This window comes from Flavobacterium sp. A45 (genome assembly GCF_002001005.1).
Lineage (GTDB): Bacteria > Bacteroidota > Bacteroidia > Flavobacteriales > Flavobacteriaceae > Flavobacterium.
On the sequence record NZ_MUNX01000059.1, the window covers coordinates 97,618 to 117,902 of the forward strand.

Annotated in this window: 20 protein-coding genes and 1 tRNA gene; 6 read left to right on the top strand and 15 right to left on the bottom strand. The window is 36.6% G+C overall.

Going from position 1 to position 20,285, the window contains the following annotated elements:
* Window positions 1-1,075: 1,075 nt before the first annotated feature.
* Entirely contained in the window at window positions 1,076-2,038 is a 963-nt protein-coding gene (locus B0E44_RS04685) for an endonuclease/exonuclease/phosphatase family protein (RefSeq protein WP_077371041.1), read from the top strand.
* 353 nt (window positions 2,039-2,391) lie between these two features.
* Here B0E44_RS04685 and B0E44_RS18590 read toward each other — a convergent pair whose 3' ends face one another.
* Window positions 2,392-2,619: a hypothetical protein gene (locus tag B0E44_RS18590; RefSeq protein WP_124019281.1), complete on the bottom strand. Its 228-nt coding sequence runs from the start codon at window positions 2,617-2,619 to the stop codon at window positions 2,392-2,394.
* Between B0E44_RS18590 and B0E44_RS04690 the strand changes: the two genes are divergently transcribed.
* Together B0E44_RS04690 and B0E44_RS04695 are read left to right on the top strand one after the other, a co-directional pair.
* A complete protein-coding gene (locus B0E44_RS04690) occupies window positions 2,602-3,408 on the top strand; it encodes a transcriptional regulator (RefSeq protein ID WP_077371042.1) in 807 nt (268 codons plus the stop codon). The two genes, B0E44_RS18590 and B0E44_RS04690, sit on opposite strands and share 18 nt — an antisense overlap.
* Before the next feature lie 154 nt (window positions 3,409-3,562).
* The gene (locus B0E44_RS04695) at window positions 3,563-4,165 is read left to right on the top strand and encodes an ATPase (protein WP_077371043.1); all 603 of its coding nucleotides are present in this window, start codon (window positions 3,563-3,565) and stop codon (window positions 4,163-4,165) included.
* Window positions 4,166-4,205: 40 nt separating this feature from the next.
* Here B0E44_RS04695 and B0E44_RS04700 read toward each other — a convergent pair whose 3' ends face one another.
* The 14 genes from B0E44_RS04700 to B0E44_RS04765 all read right to left on the bottom strand — a co-directional run bounded on the left by B0E44_RS04700 (window position 4,206) and on the right by B0E44_RS04765 (window position 15,471).
* The gene (locus B0E44_RS04700; RefSeq protein ID WP_077371044.1) at window positions 4,206-4,403 is read right to left on the bottom strand and encodes a hypothetical protein; all 198 of its coding nucleotides are present in this window, start codon (window positions 4,401-4,403) and stop codon (window positions 4,206-4,208) included.
* 32 nt (window positions 4,404-4,435) lie between these two features.
* Window positions 4,436-4,615 (bottom strand): hypothetical protein, encoded by a 180-nt coding sequence (locus tag B0E44_RS04705; protein WP_124019282.1) that lies wholly within the window; start codon window positions 4,613-4,615, stop codon window positions 4,436-4,438.
* Entirely contained in the window at window positions 4,599-4,823 is a 225-nt protein-coding gene (locus B0E44_RS04710) for a hypothetical protein (RefSeq protein ID WP_077371121.1), read from the bottom strand. Before B0E44_RS04710 ends, B0E44_RS04705 begins: the two co-directional genes overlap by 17 nt.
* A 10-nt stretch (window positions 4,824-4,833) precedes the next feature.
* Window positions 4,834-5,229: a DUF5675 family protein gene (locus tag B0E44_RS04715; RefSeq protein WP_077371046.1), complete on the bottom strand. Its 396-nt coding sequence runs from the start codon at window positions 5,227-5,229 to the stop codon at window positions 4,834-4,836.
* A 1-nt stretch (window position 5,230) separates the two neighbouring features.
* A complete protein-coding gene (locus B0E44_RS04720) occupies window positions 5,231-5,986 on the bottom strand; it encodes a hypothetical protein (RefSeq protein WP_077371047.1) in 756 nt (251 codons plus the stop codon).
* A 629-nt stretch (window positions 5,987-6,615) separates the two neighbouring features.
* Window positions 6,616-6,747, bottom strand: a complete 132-nt coding sequence (locus B0E44_RS19065) for a hypothetical protein (protein ID WP_256382257.1) — start codon at window positions 6,745-6,747, stop codon at window positions 6,616-6,618.
* Between the two features lie 140 nt (window positions 6,748-6,887).
* A tRNA-Ser gene (locus tag B0E44_RS04730) sits at window positions 6,888-6,975 on the bottom strand.
* A gap of 314 nt (window positions 6,976-7,289) precedes the next feature.
* On the bottom strand, window positions 7,290-8,423 hold the full coding sequence (ribB, locus tag B0E44_RS04735) for a 3,4-dihydroxy-2-butanone-4-phosphate synthase (protein WP_077371049.1): 1,134 nt from the start codon (window positions 8,421-8,423) through the stop codon (window positions 7,290-7,292).
* 1 nt (window position 8,424) lies between these two features.
* On the bottom strand, window positions 8,425-9,876 hold the full coding sequence (locus tag B0E44_RS04740) for an LptF/LptG family permease (protein WP_077371050.1): 1,452 nt from the start codon (window positions 9,874-9,876) through the stop codon (window positions 8,425-8,427).
* 8 nt (window positions 9,877-9,884) lie between these two features.
* Window positions 9,885-10,526 (bottom strand): outer membrane lipoprotein carrier protein LolA, encoded by a 642-nt coding sequence (locus B0E44_RS04745; protein ID WP_077371122.1) that lies wholly within the window; start codon window positions 10,524-10,526, stop codon window positions 9,885-9,887.
* A gap of 508 nt (window positions 10,527-11,034) precedes the next feature.
* Window positions 11,035-13,476, bottom strand: coding sequence for a DNA translocase FtsK (locus tag B0E44_RS04750; RefSeq protein WP_077371051.1), 2,442 nt, complete (start codon window positions 13,474-13,476; stop codon window positions 11,035-11,037).
* Window positions 13,477-13,494: 18 nt separating this feature from the next.
* The gene (locus tag B0E44_RS04755; protein WP_077371052.1) at window positions 13,495-13,869 is read right to left on the bottom strand and encodes a diacylglycerol kinase family protein; all 375 of its coding nucleotides are present in this window, start codon (window positions 13,867-13,869) and stop codon (window positions 13,495-13,497) included.
* Between the two features lie 9 nt (window positions 13,870-13,878).
* Window positions 13,879-14,376 carry a thiol peroxidase gene (gene tpx, locus B0E44_RS04760; protein ID WP_077371053.1) on the bottom strand — a complete coding sequence of 166 codons (498 nt, stop codon included), beginning with the start codon at window positions 14,374-14,376 and terminating at the stop codon, window positions 13,879-13,881.
* Window positions 14,377-14,592: 216 nt separating this feature from the next.
* Window positions 14,593-15,471 carry a pirin family protein gene (locus B0E44_RS04765; RefSeq protein WP_077371123.1) on the bottom strand — a complete coding sequence of 293 codons (879 nt, stop codon included), beginning with the start codon at window positions 15,469-15,471 and terminating at the stop codon, window positions 14,593-14,595.
* A gap of 426 nt (window positions 15,472-15,897) precedes the next feature.
* On the opposite strand from B0E44_RS04765, the gene B0E44_RS04770 reads away from it, so the two are divergent.
* The 3 genes from B0E44_RS04770 (at window position 15,898) to B0E44_RS04780 (ending at window position 20,117) form a co-directional block, all read left to right on the top strand.
* Window positions 15,898-18,147: a cation-translocating P-type ATPase gene (locus B0E44_RS04770; RefSeq protein ID WP_077371054.1), complete on the top strand. Its 2,250-nt coding sequence runs from the start codon at window positions 15,898-15,900 to the stop codon at window positions 18,145-18,147.
* 81 nt (window positions 18,148-18,228) lie between these two features.
* A complete protein-coding gene (locus tag B0E44_RS04775) occupies window positions 18,229-18,462 on the top strand; it encodes a heavy-metal-associated domain-containing protein (RefSeq protein ID WP_077371055.1) in 234 nt (77 codons plus the stop codon).
* 227 nt (window positions 18,463-18,689) lie between these two features.
* Entirely contained in the window at window positions 18,690-20,117 is a 1,428-nt protein-coding gene (locus B0E44_RS04780; protein WP_077371056.1) for a membrane dipeptidase, read from the top strand.
* The last annotated feature ends 168 nt before the right edge of the window (window positions 20,118-20,285 follow it).

Genomic DNA, 20,285 nt, shown 5'->3' on the forward strand with positions numbered 1-20,285 from the left:
AAACTCCTAACTAAACTTCAGTCATTAAATCCACAAGTAAAGTAACACCACAATCCAAGCAAAATCGACAATAAACTCATGAAAACGTCTTTTGTCGCCCTTATATTTTTGCATCAGAAAATCACGGTAAGGATTTTAGCGCTGGCCGTAGGGAGTGACCCTGGAGTCGAGTGTGAAACACGAGCGGCTGGGGTCACGATAGGACAAACCGAATGTAGTGAGGTTCATCGAACACCAATAAAAATAAGAGCCAAGTGAGATAAATCTGTCCGATGATTTTTGACATAAAAATATTCAGGCTTGATCTTTTGTTTCTTTTGAAATCATAGATTCACGAACTCCAATAAATTATTAACTCGTGAGTAATCAAGACAAATCGAAGATTCAGCGAACACCACTTAAAACAAAAATTAAGTGAGCTAAAAGAAAAAATGCTCTTTATATAAAACAGAATAGACTCATAAAAACGTCCTCTTCCCCGCCCTTATATTTTTATAGCAGAAAACACGGTAAGGGTTAGCGCGCTGGCCGTAGGGAGTGACCCCTGAGTCGAGTGTGAAACACGAGCGGCTGGGGTCGCGATAAAGAAAACCCGTTCGATGATTTTCTGCTATAAAAATATTAAGGCTTGATTTTTTTGTTACTTTTTTCATCAAGGAAAAAAGTAAAAATGCTCCTAATTAGCTAAAAACATATTGTGTTCCTCAACGTTTAATCTTTTGTCTCTTTTGAAATCATAGATTCACGAACTCCAATAAATCATTAACTAGTAAGTAATCAAAACAAATCGAAGATTCAGCGAACACCACTTAAAAGAAAAATTAAGTGAGCTAAAAGAAAAAGTGCCCTTCAATAAAAACAGAAATAAACTCATGAAACGTCTTTTGTCGCCCTTATATTTTTACGCCAGAAAATCACGATAAGAATTTGCGCGCCGGCCGATGAAAATTACAATAACTCTCCGTAGCATGTCACAAATGGAATTCACTAAAAAAATATAACAAATTCATTTACTTATAATTACAAAAATTTAATCATAAATAGTATCTTTAAAATCCAATCTAAAAGAGGATATATGGAAACTATAGAAGATGCTTTACCAGCAGATATCGCTCAGAATATAGCGTTATTAAAAGAGGATTTAGACCTCAAAATTCCGCCAAAAAAATTAGAAAAAAACCTTTTAATTGCCACTTGGAATATCAGAGGCTTTGGTGACATCACCCGCAAATGGAAATCGGCAACAAATGACAGTCCCAAAAGAGATTTGCACTCTTTAGTTTGTATAGCTGAAATTATCAAGCGCTTTGATGTGATTGCCGTTCAGGAGGTAAAATCCAATTTAAAAGGATTGCGTGACGTTCTAAAAGTATTGGGGAATGATTGGTCATTGATTCTTACCGATGTCAATCAAGGTGATGTGGGCAATGGCGAACGTATGGCCTACTTGTTTGATACCCGAAGAGTAAACTTATCCGGTTTGGCTTGCGAATTAGTGGTTCCGGACGAATGGACCAAAACAATTCCAAAAGGAATGTTAAACAAACAATTTGTTCGTTCACCATACGCTGTTAGCTTTAGATCTCAAAATCAAACTTTCATTCTGGTAACCCTTCATATCCTTTACGGAAAAACCTCCACCGATCGCATCACTGAACTTAGAGGAATTGCCAAATGGCTATCCTCTTGGGCGGATGACATCAATGCATACCACCAAAATCTAATTACTTTAGGGGACTTCAATATCGACGAACGTGGGGATCTACTCAATGACACTTTCATTTCTGAGGGATTGTACATCCCTCCCGCACTTCAAAACAGCAAAGTAACACGTTCCATTTTTGACGAAACCAAATATTATGACCAAATAGCTTGGTTCCAAGACAGTAACAAAAAAAACAACATATCACTGGAATTTATAACTGGTGGCAATTATGATTTTCTAAATACAGTACTAATCAATCGAAATCTCACCAAACAAGCCATGTCATTTATGATGTCAGACCACTTCCCCCTTTGGGCAGAATTTAAATTATAAAATGTTCCTATTTAGCTAAAAACATGTTGTGTTTCTTAACGGTTAATCTTTTGTTTCTTTTGAAATCAAAGATTAACCAACTCCAATAAATTATTAACTTCTGAGTAATCAAGACAAATAGAAGATTCAGCGAACACCACTTAAAACAAAAATTAAGTGAGCTAAAAGAAAAAATGCTCTTCATATAAAACAGCATAGACTCATAAAAACGTCCTCTTCCCCGCCTTTATATTTTTAAAGACAAAATAACGATAAAGATTTGAGCGCTGGCCGTAGGGAGTGACCCTGGAGTCGAGTGTGAAACACGAGCGGCTGGGGTCAGGATAGGGAAAATCTGTTCGATTATTTTATCTTTAAAAATATTCAGGCTTGATTTTTTTGTTACTTTTTTCATCAAGGAAAAAAGTAAAAATATCTTCAAATAAATTTAATTCGTATACAATCAGAAAAAAACTTACAGTTTTTTCTTTCACAACTTGTGAACCCCCTTGTGATAAAACACCAAGCAATCCCAACATTTTTGCATCACAATAATTTAAGAAAAAACTTAAAAAAACAAGCACATGAACTACATCAAACACCTAACAGGATTTTTCGACCGCATCATCCAAGACACAAACCTCAACCCAACACACATAAGTCTATACATAGCGCTATTTCAGTTCTGGAATGTCAACCGTTTTAAAAACCCAATAAGTATAACGCGGGAAGAGGTAATGCATATAAGTAAAATTTGTTCAAAGGCAACCTATCACAAATGCATGAGGGAACTGAACGAAAAGAAATACATAAAATACATGCCTTCGTTCAATCCATTTAAGGGTAGCATGGTAATTCTCATAAATTTTTCAGAAGATCCAAAACCAATTCAAAAAAGAACAGATAGTAGGAAAAAAAATGAACTGGCTCTGAACAAGCAGGAAACTAGTGGTAAAACAGGCACTGAACAAGCACTGGTATCTTCTATAAACAATATAAACAAAACAAACATTGAAAACGATATAAACTTGGTAGAACCATCCGCGCATTTCCAAATGCATGTAGCTTTTTCCAATTATGAAAAAAACAAAATGGGAAAAAATCAGCATTTTGATAAATTGTCCTCCGCAGAAAAAAACAAACCTGCATTAGATCAAATCAAAATCTACTTCGAACAGCAAAACTTCCCCGAAATCGAAGCACAAAAATTCTTCAATTATTTCGCCAGTAATGGCTGGCTGGTAGGAGGCAAAACCCCGATGGTCGATTGGAAAGCTTCAGCACAAAACTGGATCCTGAACGCAGACAAATTCAACGTTGCCAAACCCAAAACCAACAGAGCAAAGCATCTCAATAGCGCCACCAATAAGAACTACACCGAACCACTATAACTAGGCACAAAAGTGCTCAAAGTCCCTCTCCTTTGGAGAGGGATTTAGAGTGAGGTTTAAAATCCATACCAAACTCTTTACTCTGTGGCTATATTTTTTCACTTTGCGAACCTTGCGTTCAGCCTTTGCGCCCTTTGCGGTTAAACCCTAAATTATGAAAACAAAGCCCCAATACAACTGCGAAGAAGTAATCATCTGGCTCGAAAAAAAAGGCGTTGAATTATACGGAAAACATTTTAAAATCATTGAAAATGACCATCCGATTATCTACAAACTCATTGCCTACTTCCTCAAAGACGAGCAAACTTGCTTTCAATTCAACATTGACCTCAACAAAGGAATAATGCTATCGGGCCCCGTTGGCTGTGGAAAAACATCACTAATGAATTTGATGAAACACCTCACCCCTACAGCGCACAAATATTCCGTAAAACCATGCCGCGACATCAGTTTCGAATTCATCAAGGAGGGCTACGAAATCATTCACAAATACAGTAATTCAGCCCCCAAAACAATTTGCTTCGATGATTTGGGAACAGAGAACAATCTCAAATACTTCGGCAATGAATGTAACGTCATGGCCGAAATCATGTTGTCACGCTACGACTTATTCATTACCCGTAAACTCCAAACACACATCACCACTAACCTATCCGCTTCAGAAATAGAACAAACCTACGGCAACCGAGTACGTTCCCGCCTCCGTTCCACACTAAATCTAATAGCCTTCGACAAAGACACCAAAGACAAACGATAAAATTCACAACTATATTGGCACCGCAAATAGTTTCATCTCACTATTGCTTTTTTCCTTTATAGAAAAAATGAAAGTACTCCTCATCAAAAATAATCCGTGAGAATCCGTTTAATCCGTGGCATCTGTGGCCAAAATTCATACATTTTTTTTCAGACAAAGGAATATCTCCACAAGCAACTCTATAATCTAATAATTCAACAATCAAAAAAAAGCCCAATCCTTTCGGATTGAGCTTCATTTAATTCAACACTGAATCATCACCGCAAATAACTACTTCTTGTACTTCTTAACAATAAATTTAAGCATCATGGACAATACAAAACTAACTATAGCTCCAATCGCAGCCAATAAAACAGTTTTAAAAAAATCCTCCGAATGTAAATTCGGTAACACACTCAAAAAAGTACCGCCCGCAGTACCAATTAACGTTGGATTACTGGACTGCATCATAATCATCGTTTTGGGTCGTAAGCTGACTAACCGCAGACAAAACACCACCTGCTACAACCATATAGCCCCCAATAGAACTAACCATTAAGGGTAAAGCAATTGGTGCGGCCAAAACAGTACCGCCAATAGTGGCCAATGCAATGCCTATATTTCTTAGCACTTTAAAAAATTTCGGTAGGGGAGCTTTCGCTCTTTTTACTATATTCATAATTAGAATTTTAAGATTTAACAATTAATAAGACCTTTTCTCCTCGTTCCAAACTTTTATAAACTAAACTTTTCAATTTGATAAAAGCTTGTCGCGATTCAAGCCCCAGACCGGAACCCGAAAGTTTCGTTACGGGAGCAATACACCCATTCAATTCGCTCAAGGCATTATTGGCTGGATGAAACAAAATAAAACTCCTGTTTTCCACATCAACCACCTCAATATGCCAACGATACTTCTTAGTGTATCGCTTTCTTAATACATACTCCCCTTCCGGAATACAGGAAACCGCTTTGGCATTATTGCGCCATGGTAATTCAATGGTATTGCAAACAAATCTGCCCTCCCATTCGAGTTTTCCGTTGGTTCCATCAGGGAAATAAGTTCTGGATAATAACAAGACCATCCTACAAACCGCTTACTTGAACCAATGCCAAAGGGTTGTATGCACCATTCTTTAAAGGATACATTTTACCGTTCACCCCTTGATAGAATTCAACTCCTAAAGCAAGAAACAAAGGTTTAGTGCTATTTGCCGTCACTGTATTCAAATGATTAATGGCTACTGTTAGGTTACTATCCCATGGAAGAATAGCTGTTTCAGAATTGGCCGTGACAAATGTTTCTGCTTCAAAATCAATTTCAGCTCCAGCCGATATGATTTTAAAATGGGTCGTCCCTCCTGGCGCGGCAATCATATTTGCAGGTACGAAGGGTTCAAAGTCGACTGATATTTCACCACTTACGCGGTCAATTCCAGCTACAAATGGGGCAAACAATGTTGTCCCCAGTTTTCCAGTGATGTTAAAATCAAAGCCGCTAAGCAATTCTGCCTCACCATCAATAACATTTCGAAGTCCGCGTTCATTGGTCGCATCTGCCTGTATCACTTTCATCATAATTTGGGTAAGTCGGCTTACCATTCTGCTGTCAGAAGAATTCAGCAGCAAGGTTCGTAGAGCCAAACGCAACGTTTTTCCCGCTTTACCAGCCCTGCCAAATTCAGCCCCATTCTCACGGGTACGCTGAAACGCAGGATCATTAGCTATTCTGTTGGCATCAATGCCTCCTTTTTCACGGGCAATATACCCATCCTTTGATCTGTAAAAAGTAATATCACCGATAGTACCATTCAATTTAATTATGCCTTTCTGTTTTGCCATAATAGTTTAAAATTTAAGTTTAAAAATGATTAATCTGTTCATTCATTCTGAAAATTCGTTGCAACTAAATCGGGAATGATTTCAGCAAATATTTCATCATTTAAACCACATTTCAAAAGGTGATGGTCAAAAACGGTAGTAAAAAGCCTATAATAGTACTTTTTAATCACCTAATACTAAACTATTTTCAGTAACTTTGTTTTCATCGGGAGAAAGGTACTCAAAGCCCTATCCTAAGTATGGATAATGTATTAAAAGTAGCAGTGTGATAGCAGGAAACATCAGGGTATGTATTTATCCAAAAGATGTACAACGTATTACCGGTAAAACATACAGACAGGCAAGGTTGTATTTAAACAAAATTAAAGACAACTTGAATAAAGAACCACATCAATTAATTTCTATAGAGGAATTTTGTTCGTATTCAGGCCTTCAGCTAGAGCATGTTTTACGTTGTATAATCGGATAGGAATCCTAGAATTAAAAGTCTATCACTCACCTATAACACAACAATACCTGTTCACCAAGCAGTTCAAATAGGAATGCTAAGTGTATTCCAGTTTTCGTATCATTATAGTAAAACTCATTAATATACTTCAATCTCAACTACAGCAGTCATATTCACATTTTCATTGACACTCACCTCCATTTGAAATCAAAGTAGAAACTCTTTTACCTGCCAATTTTGAAAACGGTAATTCACTTTGGAGCAATGATGAATTCAAAGCAACATCAGATTGTTTAACTTCTTCTACTAGCAAATCAGTTTTTAATGAATGTAAAAGTTCAGCTGCTTCCTTTAATTTTAACGCAGGGGGACCAGATAAGTATCAGCGTAAAATCAAATGCTAATCAGGCCTAAAAACAAAAAACCCTCAACGTTTGCTGAGGGTTTAAATACTGGCGGAGAAAGAGGGATTCGAACCCCCGGACCTGTTACAGTCAACAGTTTTCAAGACTGCCGCATTCGACCGCTCTGCCATTTCTCCAGTATGTCGCTTTCATTATCTGATTGCGAGTGCAAATATAAGAACCTTTTTTGGTTATGCAAATGTATTTTTAGAAAATTTACATCTATTTTTCAAGGAACTTTTTAATTGTTTCATTTGCTTTGTTTTAGAATAGAAATATTTTAAAAAAAAGTTTTTGTAATAACGCTGTGATTTATAAATAGTGATTAATAATTGGCTTCGACCCATTTTACAATTGCTTCTTTAGAAGAAAAATGATCAAAAAAAATCCTTCAGAATATAATTCTGAAGGATCCTTTCAATTACTTTTTGCTAATTACTAGTCCCTAAAACTAATACTTTACATAATCTTTAATTTCCAATCCGTATCCTATCATACCTACGCGTTTGGTTTGCTCGGTATTCGACAATAATCGAATTTTGGAGATGTCTATATCGTGTAATATTTGGGCTCCAATACCAAAATCCTTATTATCCATCTTGATTTGTGGTGCTTTGAATTCCCCTTTGGCTTGCAAAACCTTAAGTTCTGAAATGCGGTTCAATAAATCTATTGATGCTACTTCTTGATTGATGAATAAAACCGCCCCTTTTCCCTCCTGATTAATCAACTGGAACATATCATCCAATTTCTTATTGGCATCATTGGTCAAAGTACCCAATATGTCATTGTTCACCGAAGTTGAGTTGATACGGGTTAATATTGGTTCGCCAATATTCCAAGTTCCCTTGGTCAAAGCGATGTGTATTTGTTTATTTGTTGTTTGTTGATACGCTCTAAGTCTAAAAGTACCAAAACGGGTTTCGATATCAAAATCTTCTTTCTTTACAATCAAACTGTCGTGCTGCATTCTGTAAGCAACCAACGCTTCAATAGAAACCAATTTTAAGTCAAATTTCTTAGCTACTTTCACCAATTGTGGCAGTCGAGCCATAGAACCGTCTTCATTCATGATTTCGACAATTACTCCCGCCGATTTAAATCCTGCCAAACGTGCAAAATCAATAGCAGCCTCCGTATGCCCCGTTCTTCTTAAAACCCCACCTTGTTTGGCAATCAATGGAAATATATGTCCAGGACGTGCTAAATCATGTGGTTTGGTATCTGAATTCACTAACGAAAGTATTGTTTTGGCTCGATCAGAAGCCGAAATTCCTGTTGTTACCCCATTACCTCTTAAATCCACCGAAACCGTAAAAGCAGTTTCCATCGGATCGGTATTATTACTGACCATCACATGCAATCCAAGTTCTTTGCATCGGCTTTCTGTTAATGGTGCACATATTAAACCGCGACCATGTGTAGCCATAAAGTTGATCATTTCGGGTGTTACTTTTTCGGCAGCAGCCAGAAAATCACCTTCATTTTCACGGTCTTCATCATCAACTACAATAATTACTTTGCCTTGACGAATATCTTCAATAGCTTCTTCTATTGTGTTGAGTTGTATTTTTGTGGTAGACATCTTATTCTTTATTTTGAGATGGAATTATTTTTTGAAATACTTTTTGAAATACTTTTTGCACAGGTGCCAAAATTACATCCATATTGATTAAACCAATATCATTCGTGGCACGATAAGTCAGTAAGATAGCCAGTGGCGTAAGAATTATGGATGACATCCAAGCCCCTAAAAAAGGCGACATACCATCCTCCTGAGAAATCCTTTTCCCAAAAGTATTTATAAAATGGAAGGATATAAAAATCAAAACAGCAAATACAATGGGCAAACCAAGGCCTCCTTTTCGGATGATCGCTCCCAATGGCGCTCCAATAAAAAACATTAGGAAACAGGCATAAACAATAACAAATTTGTCATTTAAAGACAAAATATGGCTGTTTATATTCTTCTTCTTATTGTCAAGCTCGTTTCTTGTAGCGTCAATTGTATACAATGTACTTTGCACATTACTGCTGGCAGCTTTCAAAATTTCAACTTTCTTCTTGTTGTCGAAGAGCGCCAACAAGTTTTTCGCCAAAGGTTTTTTCTTTACAATTTGAGGGGCATTATTATCGACTAGAGTGCCAACTCTTGCTCCACTATTTTCAGAGAAAGACACAATCTCGGCATTTCTATTTTTATTTAAGGAATCCAATGTATATTTCAAATCACCAACATTCAGCATCGAGTTGGTATTGGATACGGTTTCATCTTTTGTATCCACTTTATTCAATTGTGACAAATCAATATTGATTCGATACTTTTTAAAGGAACTTTTGGCAAAAGGCAATTTATCCCGATCCTCATATTTTTTTGGTACTATATCCTGATAATAATTACCGTCATTCAAAACCAACTGAAGTATACTCGTTTTATCGCTGCTGATTAATTCTCCGTCTGTGGCTCGAATAACAGTTTTACTGCCGTCTCCATTTTGGTTTTTTTGATGAATAGTAATACCTGTTAGGTGATTGCCATTCTCCCCAGATTTTTTATTCACTTTAATATTATAAAGACCAACGTCACTAAACTGACCTTCTGCAATGGCAAGTGCCGGTTTTGCTTGAGCAATATTTTTTCTAAAATTGATAAACTTAAATTCAGCGTATGGAATCACATTATTTGCAAAAAAAAAGGCCACAACACTCAATATTGCAATAGCAATTGTAAGGCTTCGCATGGCTCTTTGCAATGAAATACCAGAAGATTTCATAGCCGCAAATTCATAATGCTCTGATAGATTTCCAAAAGACATTATCGATGACAATAAAATGGATAGAGGCAAAACCAAAGGCACAATTCGAGGCATCGAAAAAGCCAAAAATTTAATGACCATCATGAAATCCAAATCTTTACCAGCCAATTCGGCAATAAACAACCAAACTGTTTGCAGTATGAATACAAAAAAAAGGATAACAAATACCGTAGCAAATGTACCCAAGAATGTTTTTAATAAATATTTGTCTAGAATTTTCACCTAAATAATTAGTCTAATTTATTGATGTAATAGTTGGGATATTTGCTCGCAACAAAGGTAAACTGATTTTTCGGCAATGGCTGGTTCGTTTTAAAAGAATTAACCGTCAAGGTTGTTTTGGTTCCTTTCTTGGCAATTTCTATCACATTGTATATGTTATTGGTCTTGGTATCAATACCTACCAAAATTTCTTTCCTTTGATCTTTGGCATTGATCGGAACCAATTTAACATATTGTATTTTCTTACCATTCACATTTTGAACAATATCCATGGAGAATTTATAACCTGAATTGAAAAAAGTCAGCATTTTTGATGGTGTAATTGCCGAATCATCTTTCTCATCCACTTTTGAAATAGTGATTTCCTCATCTTCAGGAACAATGGTGTAGTTTTTTTTACCGTCAAAAATTTTGGTAACTCCCATAAAATTCAACACATACTGATTCCCTTTCATCACAACAGTTCCTTTACTGTCCTGATTAATATTTTCTTTGGCGTTATTCAGAGAATATTTAAAGGCGATTGTAATATTATTGTAACTTTTTACTTTGGCAGTGACTTTATCCAATAAATCTTTTGCTTTCTTATCTTGTGCTTGAACTGAAAATCCGATGAAAAAGACAACCAAAAGTCCCATTACCATTTTCATTCCAATTTTGTTTTGTAATCTCATTTGTTTTGTGTTTTGCTGTATGCTTATTAATGTATTCTTGTATGTAATTGAGCTTTTTAATCATTTGGGCGTGACCCCATTGAGAAAAGGGGCTTACTGATAGCATCGCTTACAAAGCCCCTTTCCTCAACGGGGTCGGGCTATCCGCGCTACTTCGGTAGCTAGCTATTATCCCTCACGCATCCGTGTAATATCATATTTGGTGCAAATGTAAAGAGCTAAAAAATGTAAAGCATCTAAAAAAAAGCTAAATTTCTATTAAGAGTACCTTTTTATTACGATCATTCTTATTTCGTTATCGAATTTAAGCAAAGGCCAACCACTAAATAATTGAATAAGGATCTCGTAAGTTGTAATCTAAAATTTGCAACTTGGAATCTGCAATCTTTATTCTTTTCTCTTTATTCTTTTCTCTTTATTCTTTTCTCTTTATTCTAAAATCTGCAACCTGAAATCTGCAACCTGAAATCTGCAATCTAAAATTCTAGCTTTCATTATTAAAAAACTGATCCAGTCCCGTCATATCCTGTATGTTCACACTTCTGGCTTTACTTCCTTCAAAAGGACCAACAATTCCGGCAGCTTCCAATTGATCAATCAATCGCCCTGCCCTATTGTAGCCTAGTTTCAGTTTTCGCTGCAATAACGAAGCCGATCCCTGTTGCGCATTTACTATTATTTCGGCTGCTTCCCTAAACAAACTGTCTCTTTCAGAAATATCCATCTCCAAATTAATTCCACTATCTTCTCCAATAAATTCAGGAAGTAAATAAGCTGTAGCATACGCTTTTTGCGAACCGATAAATTCCGTTATTTTTTCAACTTCGGGAGTATCAATAAAGGCGCACTGTACACGAACTACATCATTTCCGTTTGTATATAACATATCTCCGCGTCCTATTAATTGATCAGCTCCTTGAGTATCCAAGATAGTTCTTGAATCTATTTTAGATGTTACTCTAAAAGCGATTCTAGCAGGAAAGTTGGCTTTAATCAAACCTGTAATTACATTCACCGATGGTCTCTGTGTCGCAATAATCAAATGAATTCCAATAGCACGAGCCAATTGTGCCAAACGGGCAATAGGTACTTCTACTTCTTTTCCTGCGGTCATAATCAAATCGGCAAACTCATCAACTACCAATACAATATAAGGCAAAAATCGGTGCCCGTTCTCTGGGTTCAATTTTCTGCCTTTGAATTTTTCATTGTATTCCTTGATGTTTCTTACCATCGCATCTTTCAAAAGCGAATAACGGTTATCCATTTCCACACAAAGCGAATTCAATGTGGCAACAACCTTAGCATTATCAGTGATAATGGCATCTTCTGTATCGGGAAGCTTTGCGAGATAATGTCTTTCTATTTTATTGAAAAGTGTAAGCTCCACTTTTTTAGGATCCACCAATACAAATTTCACCTCAGCTGGATGTTTTTTGTATAAAAGCGAAGTCAAAACTGCATTCAATCCTACTGATTTTCCTTGTCCTGTAGCACCCGCCATCAATAAGTGGGGCATTTTGGCCAAGTCAACCACAAAAGTTTCGTTAGAAATTGTTTTTCCAAGAGCAATAGGCAATTCCATTTCCGCTTCTTGAAATTTAGCAGAACCAATAACGCTTTTCATCGAAACCATCGTTGGATTCTTGTTCGGAACCTCAATACCAATAGTTCCTTTTCCTGGTATAGGTGCAATAATACGAATCCCTAATGCCGAAAGTGACAAAGCAATATCATCTTCCAAACTCTTAATCTTGGAAATACGAATTCCCGCTTCGGGTACAATTTCATATAAAGTTACCGATGGTCCAACAGTCGCTTTGATTTGCGCTATTTCTATTTTGTAATTACGAAGCGTATCTACAATTTTATTTTTGTTTTCTTCCAGTTCTTCCTGGTTGATGGTAATACCACCAGTCGAATATTCTTTTAATAAATCAATGGTTGGGTATTTGTAATTGGATAAATCCAAAGTTGGATCGAACAACCCAAAATCCGATACCAAACGCGAAGCCAGATTGTCTTCTATTATGTCTTCTTCGATGGCTTTTTCAATCACGAAAGCTTCTTCCTTTACAGGTTCTGCTTTAGGCAAAATATCCATTGGAAGTGGTTTGAGCGTAGGCTCCAAATTGATTTCGGAAGCATTTGAAATTGTCGGTTTCAAAGCTTCTTTGTTGATTTCAAACTGTGATCCTGATGTTTTCAAATGGATATCATCCAATTCTTCAGCTTCAGCTTCTTCAACTGCAAATTCCTCAAGATTATAGACACTGTTATTAGTTGTCAATACTGAGCTTGTAGCCAGGTCCTCTTTGATTTCTTTTTTAGTAGTTTCAAAAAAGGATTGCACCTTTTCGGGTGACAACTGTAATTTGAAAATCAAATAAATAATCAATCCAAAAACTAAAACCAGAAGTGTTCCCGTTTTCCCGATGTAGTCTTGGAATAATAAATTCAATTCATATCCAATTGTTCCGCCCAATTCAGGCATTGAAGTGGCAAAAAAACCAAATAGAACCGATAAAATGATAACTGCAAATAAATCCCAAAACCAAACTCCTTTCAGCTTTTTTATCGAAAGACTCAAAACCAAATACATTCCAGTTAGGAAAAATAAACGCACAAATAAAAAGGAGGCAATACCAAAACCTCGATACACGAATAAATCGGCAAGATAGGCTCCAAATTTACCCAACCAGTTTTGAACTTCTTCTTTACGGTCTGTTAATTCGGAAACAGCGCTTTGATCGATTTTTCCATAGATAAAAAAGGAAACAAATGCGACTAACAAAGCGATTGAAAATAATACCAAAAGAGATCCCAAAACAATTTTGTGTTGTTTGGTGAATTCCCATGATCTTATGCCTTTAGATTCCGATTCTTTTTTTGTATCTGAAGATTCTTTTTTTGTAGATTTTGCCATTCTTGAATTTAATTGAACCTATAAAAATTTTGGGATATAAATAATTAGACCAATTGCGATTGCTGTTAATGCAGCAAAAAATACTGCTCCAGCAGCAATATCTTTTATAAAACCTATTCTTTCATGATAATTTGGGTGGATAAAATCGGCTATTTTTTCAACAGCGGTATTCAATCCTTCAATACTCATAATTAAACCGATGGCCATAGTTTGAAAAAGCCATTCGGTAGTGGAAATATGAAAATAAAAACCGGCAATAGTCATAATGATTCCAATTGCAAATTGAACCATTATACTGTGCTCGGTCGTAATTAATTTTACGGCACCCAAAAAAGCGAATTTTACGCTTTTCAATCGGCCTGTAAGTAATGTATTGTCTTTTTTAAATTCCATTCTATTTTTTTAAAGTGCTGCTAAAGCCGCTTCGTAATTAGGCTCGTTTGCGATCTCAGCCACTTGTTCGGTATGAGTAACCACACCATTTTCGTCAACAACGATAATTACTCTTGAGTGCAATCCAGCCAATGGACCATCAACAATGTCTAAACCATTATTTTTTCCAAAAGCACCTTCTTGAAAATCAGATAGATTTACTACATTTTCAAGACCTTCAGCACCACAAAAACGTTTTTGGGCAAAAGGTAAATCTCTTGAAATACATAAAACAGTAGTGTTTGCTAAATTACTTGCACTTTCGTTGAATTTTCTAACTGATGTGGCACAAGTTCCTGTATCGATACTTGGAAAGATATTTAAAACTAATTTTTTACCTGCAAAAGTACTTAAATCTGCAACTGACAAATCGTTTTGAACTAATTTAAAATCAGCTAGTTTCGAACCAACTTTTGGTAATTCACCTGAAGTATGTATTGGATTTCCTCCTAATGTTATAGTCGCCATAGTGTTTGTTTTTTTAATGAGGTTCAAAAGTAAGGATTAATATTTGAATCTAAAAGAATTTGTTTTTTTGAGTTGTGCCAGTGACTTATCAATGATTCTGCAAACCATTCAGTGGTCTAAAATCTGGTCATCTTTCCACCTTTCTCTACAAAATATTTTATTGCTATTTAGTGCAAAAACTTTAAACAAGTGCTACAACTTTTGGCTCCATATTTATCAAAATTTAGACTTTGGCAAGGGGACAAACTCTGTTTCATTGAGTACTTTCGGAAATTTTTGATCGATCCAATCCTGTTTGGCTTTTTCAATAACGGCTTTATCCGAATGAACAAAATTCCAATAGATGAAATGCTCTTCCGGAAAGGGTTCGCCACCAAAAATATAAACCGTACAGTTTTCGCTCATCTCAAACTGACAAAGACTACTTTCCTTGGCCACCAAAATTTGTTTTGAAGCATAGGTGTTTCCGTCATTTTTGATTTCGCCTTCCAAAATATACAAAGCACTTTCCCCAAACAGATCTTTACCAATATTCAACGCGGCTGGACTGGTACTTTTAATTTCGATTAAGTACAAAGGGCTGTAAACGGGTACAGGCGATTCTTTCCCAAAAGCTTTGCCGGCAATGAGTTTTATGGAAACGTTATCCTGTTGCCATTCAGGGATGTCTTTGGCTTCAATATGGAAGAAAGACGGTTCTATATTTTCCATTGCCTTGGGCAATGCTACCCAAATTTGCAAACCATGCAGACTTTTATCGGTAGTTCTCAAACACTCGGGTGTCCGCTCTGAATGAACGACTCCTCTTCCGGCAGTCATCCAGTTTACGGCTCCCGGCGTAATTTCCATTTCGGTGCCAATACTGTCACGATGTAATATAGCTCCCTCAAATAAATAGGTAAGAGTCGAAAGTCCAATATGCGGATGTGGGCCAACATCCAAGTTTTGGTAATCTTTAAATTGTGCTGGTCCCATGTGATCCAAAAAAACAAAAGGTCCTACGGCACGCTTTTCGCGAAAGGGCAACAACCTGCCTACTAAAAAATTTCCAATATCAGCAGCTCTTTCTTCTATGATTAATCCAATGTTTGACATAGTGTATTGTTTGATAGTTTTATTCTTCAAAAGACAATCTAAATTAATTAAAAAAACAAAGGAATTGGGAATGAAACCAAAAATCTTGTTATGCAAACGGATTTGCATGAGAGACCGGAATTCCACGCTTACTGATGTGAATGCATTTTAGAACGCTACCTAAATATCATTAAATTATGTTTCATTTTTTTCTCGCAGAGACGCTAAGACGCAAAGAAAAAGGATTCAAAACTTCGCGCCTTCGCGCCTTTGCGAGAACTTGATTTAAAAAGCCTTAGTAAGAGGAAACAATTTCACTATTTCGTCCCCTTCCAATAATGCTCAAATTAAAACGCTCCAAAGTCATGTAACTCTTTCACAAAAAGTTGTAACTTTTTAGATGATTATCTACTGAACTTTGTTTTGTAAATTAAAACAAATACAAAAATGACAACCCCTACAGATAAAACATCATCCATTCCTCAGGAAGGCGTGACCACCGTAAAGAAAACGTTTCCAGTTCTAGAAATGTCTTGTGCTTCCTGTGCTATCGGAGTGGAAACGGCTATACAAATTCAACCCGGAATAGTTAACGCATCGGTCAATTTTGCTACTGCAACTGTAGCAATTGAATATTTACCGAACATCATCTCAGTTGTCGAAATCAAGAACGCAGTTCAAATGGCAGGTTATGATTTACTCATCGATGAAGACAGTAAACAGACCGAAACGCTGGAAGAAATACACGAAAAAAAATTCAGCCAACTGAAAATAAAAACATTTTGGGCTGGATTATTAACGTTACCCGTGGTTGTAATTGGAATGTTTTTTATGAATATTCCGTATGCCAACGAAATTATGTGGGTTTTATCGACTCCTGTTGTGGTTTGGTTTGGAAAAAATTTCTTCATCAAAGCTTGGAAACAGGCCAAACATCGTTCGGCCAACATGGACACGCTGGTGGCATTGGGAACAGGTGTGGCGTATATTTTTAGCGTATTCAATACTTTGTTTCCTCATTTTTGGCATGAGAAAGGTTTGCATGCCCACGTATATTTTGAAGCGGCGGCAGTAATTATTACTTTCATTCTGTTAGGAAGATTACTAGAAGAAAAAGCCAAAGGAAACACTTCATCGGCCATTAAAAAACTGATGGGATTACAGCCCAAAACGGTAACCATTATTACCAGCGACGAACAACAAAACACGATTTCAATCGACAAAGTAAAGCAAGGAGATATCATTCTTGTAAAACCAGGAGAACAAATTGCAGTAGACGGAGTTGTTATCAAAGGTAATTCCTATGTGGACGAAAGCATGCTGAGTGGCGAACACGTTCCGCTCCTGAAAAAAGAGAACGAAAAGGTGTATGCAGGTACCATTAACCAAAAAGGAAGTTTTCAATTCCGAGCCGAAAAAGTAGGTTCCGAAACGATGCTAGCCAATATCATCAAAATGGTGCAGGAAGCACAGGGAAGCAAAGCTCCGGTTCAAAAACTGGTTGACAAAATAGCGGGAATTTTTGTTCCTATCGTGATTGTTATAGCCTTGGTTGCTTTTGCTTCATGGGTTATTTTAGGCGGAGAAAATGGTTTTTCTCAAGGATTAATAGCCTTTGCTACTGTTTTGGTGATTGCCTGTCCCTGTGCTTTAGGCTTGGCCACTCCAACCGCGATTATGGTCGGAATTGGTAAAGGTGCCGAAAAAGGAATCTTGATTAAAGATGCCGTAAGTTTGGAACTGTCCAAAAAAGTGAATGCAATTGTTCTCGATAAAACGGGAACCATCACCGAAGGCAAACCAGTTGTAACCGATTCGCAGTGGATTGAAGAAACTACAGTTCTAAAACAAATTTTGGTTAGTATCGAAAAGCAATCTGAACATCCTTTGGCGCAAGCCGTAATCAAACATTTTGATAACAATAACAGTATTGCCTTGGAGCATTTTGAAAGCATTACAGGAAAAGGAGTAGCTGCAAGCGTAGCTGGCAAAATCTATTTGGTTGGAAACCAAAAACTATTGCTCGAAAAGAATATTTCGCTTTCAGAAGTACTTATTGAAAAAGCCAATCATTGGAGTGCCGAATCGAAAACAGTAATTTGGTTTTCGAACGATAGTCATTCGATTGCCGTAATTGCCATTGCTGATAAAATTAAAGAAACGTCTATTGAGGCTATTCAGCAATTACAGGAATCGGGAATCGCGATTTATATGCTTACTGGTGACAATGAAGCTACGGCTGCGTCCATTGCACATAAAACGGGTATCACCAACTATAAAGCCGAGGTTTTACCTGAGCAAAAGGCAGCTTTCATAAAACAATTGCAAAGCGAAGGAAAGATTGTGGCGATGGTCGGAGACGGAATCAACGACAGTACCGCTTTGGCGCAAGCCGACGTGAGCATTGCGATGGGAAAAGGAAGTGATATTGCTATGGATGTGGCAAAAATGACCATCATCTCATCTGACCTTAACAAAATTCCTGAAGCCATAAAACTATCCAAACAAACCGTTGCGACCATTAAACAGAACCTGTTTTGGGCTTTGTTTTATAATGTCATCGGTATTCCGATAGCGGCGGGTATTTTGTATCCCATCAATGGATTTCTTCTGAATCCGATGATTGCCGGAGCGGCTATGGCCCTGAGCAGCGTAAGCGTAGTGAGCAACAGCCTTAGATTAAAATGGAAAAAATAATTTAGCCTTTAGTGATTGGTAAATAGTGACAAGCAACTCTGAGACTGAAAAAATTAAAAACAACAATAAATTAAATCAACAATGAACACTAGATCAAACGAAAAAGAAACTTTTATTTTTAAAACAAACATAAACTGTGCTGGCTGTGTAGCCAAAGTAACTCCTGTTCTGGATACTACCAACGGTATTGAAACTTGGACTGTGGATACAACTAATAGAGATAAAATTCTATCTGTAATATCCAATGGTATTTCCAAAAGCGAAATTATAGATACCGTTCAAAAAGCGGGATTCAAGATTGAGGACTTAAGTTAAACAATTTTACTCACAAAACTACAACTACCTCATTATCAGTTAAAATATTGTTTAATAATAAAAAAAAAAACTACATTTAAATACTATTTACCAATATCAAAAAATCCGTTTTTGAATTAGCTATTCTCCATTTGCGGAAGTGTCTATTTATAAATTGATACCATCTTGATTCATCATAAAAATAAGTATAAGACGACAAACAGTATAAATTCTTAAAATAATCAAGCATGAAATACTTTGCAGACATTCACATTCACCCCACTATGAAATCCTATGGACATAGCTTCCCATCGAAAGAAAATAGCCAAAATCCACTTTCCAATAGTTCCATTTGGTATTATGATCCTCCCAATCTTTTTGAAAAACTCATCGATCTTTTAGGCGGAATCGTAAAATACCGGCAGAGTAATTTTTCGGCAATGGGTTTTGGCAACACCGGAATTGTATTTGCCTCATTGTATCCCATGGAACGAAGTTTCTTTGACAACAAGCTAAAAACAGGAGACTTCAACGATATGCTTTTGAATTTCATAACCTCAGTCGGTAAAAACAGGATTGATTATATTCAATCTATCACCGATTACTTTATTGATCTTGAAAATGAATACCATTATCTAAAACAATTAGATGGAAAAATAGTTACTCTTGCGGATCGGGCAAACTATCAATATACACTTGCGAAAAATGCAACTCACCTAGATGCGATTCTGAATCAAGATGCTATTAATGATAAAAAAGTAAGCTCAATAGCTGTATTTATCACCATTGAAGGTGCTCATGCGTTTGGAACAGGAATAAAACCAAAAACGAATCCTGCCGACCCAAAACAGGTTCTTACCAATGTAGATAAAGTCAAAAACTGGGAACATCGTCCTGTATTTATCACACTAACGCATCACTTTTACAACGAATTATGCGGTCATGCCAAAAGTTTAACGGGTATTGTCAAAAAAGCTACAGACCAAAGTCACGGCATGAACGAGGGATTTACTCAACTAGGTTTGTCAGTTGTTGAAAAGTTGCTGGACAACTCCAATAACAAAAGAATTCTGATTGACATTAAACACATGAGTAGGAAATCACGACTTGAATATTTTCACCTATTGGAAACAAAATATAAAAACGAGGAAATCCCTATAATTGTCAGTCATGGCGCTGTAATTGGCAATGAAAAAGACAAACATTTATTTCTTCAGGAAGACATTAATTTTTATGATGATGAAATAATTAAAATCGCTGAAACCAACGGTTTATTTGGCATACAACTTGACGAAAGACGCATCGTCGCAGCTGGAGATGCTGAATTAAAAAAATCACATCGTCTTGAAAGAAGAAAAGTTTTATTTCATTCTTCCGTTTTAATCTGGAGACAAATACAACATATTGCCGAATTATTGGACTCCAAAGGTCTTTTTGCTTGGGGAATTCAAAGCCTTGGCAGTGATTTTGATGGAATGATTAATCCTCTCAACGGATATTGGACGGTAGAAAACTACCCTACTCTTTCGGATTACCTCTTAATACAGGCCCATAACTACAGGAAAGACTTCCCAAGCAACTTAACTCAAAATCATAACCGAATTGATCCAGAAGAAATCGTTGACCGTATAATGGGTATTAATACGTATCAGTTTGTACAGAAAAACTATCATTAACCTGAGTTCTGTTAGATTTTTTTAGAGCAGAAAAATTAGGCATTTTTAGCAGGCATGGGTCCCGCACACGAGGCTGAAAGCCGAACTGGCGAAGCAATTCGTTGCAATCTTTTGTACCGAACACCGGCACAAAAGGATTTCCACTGCTACCGGGGCTAAAGTGAAGTA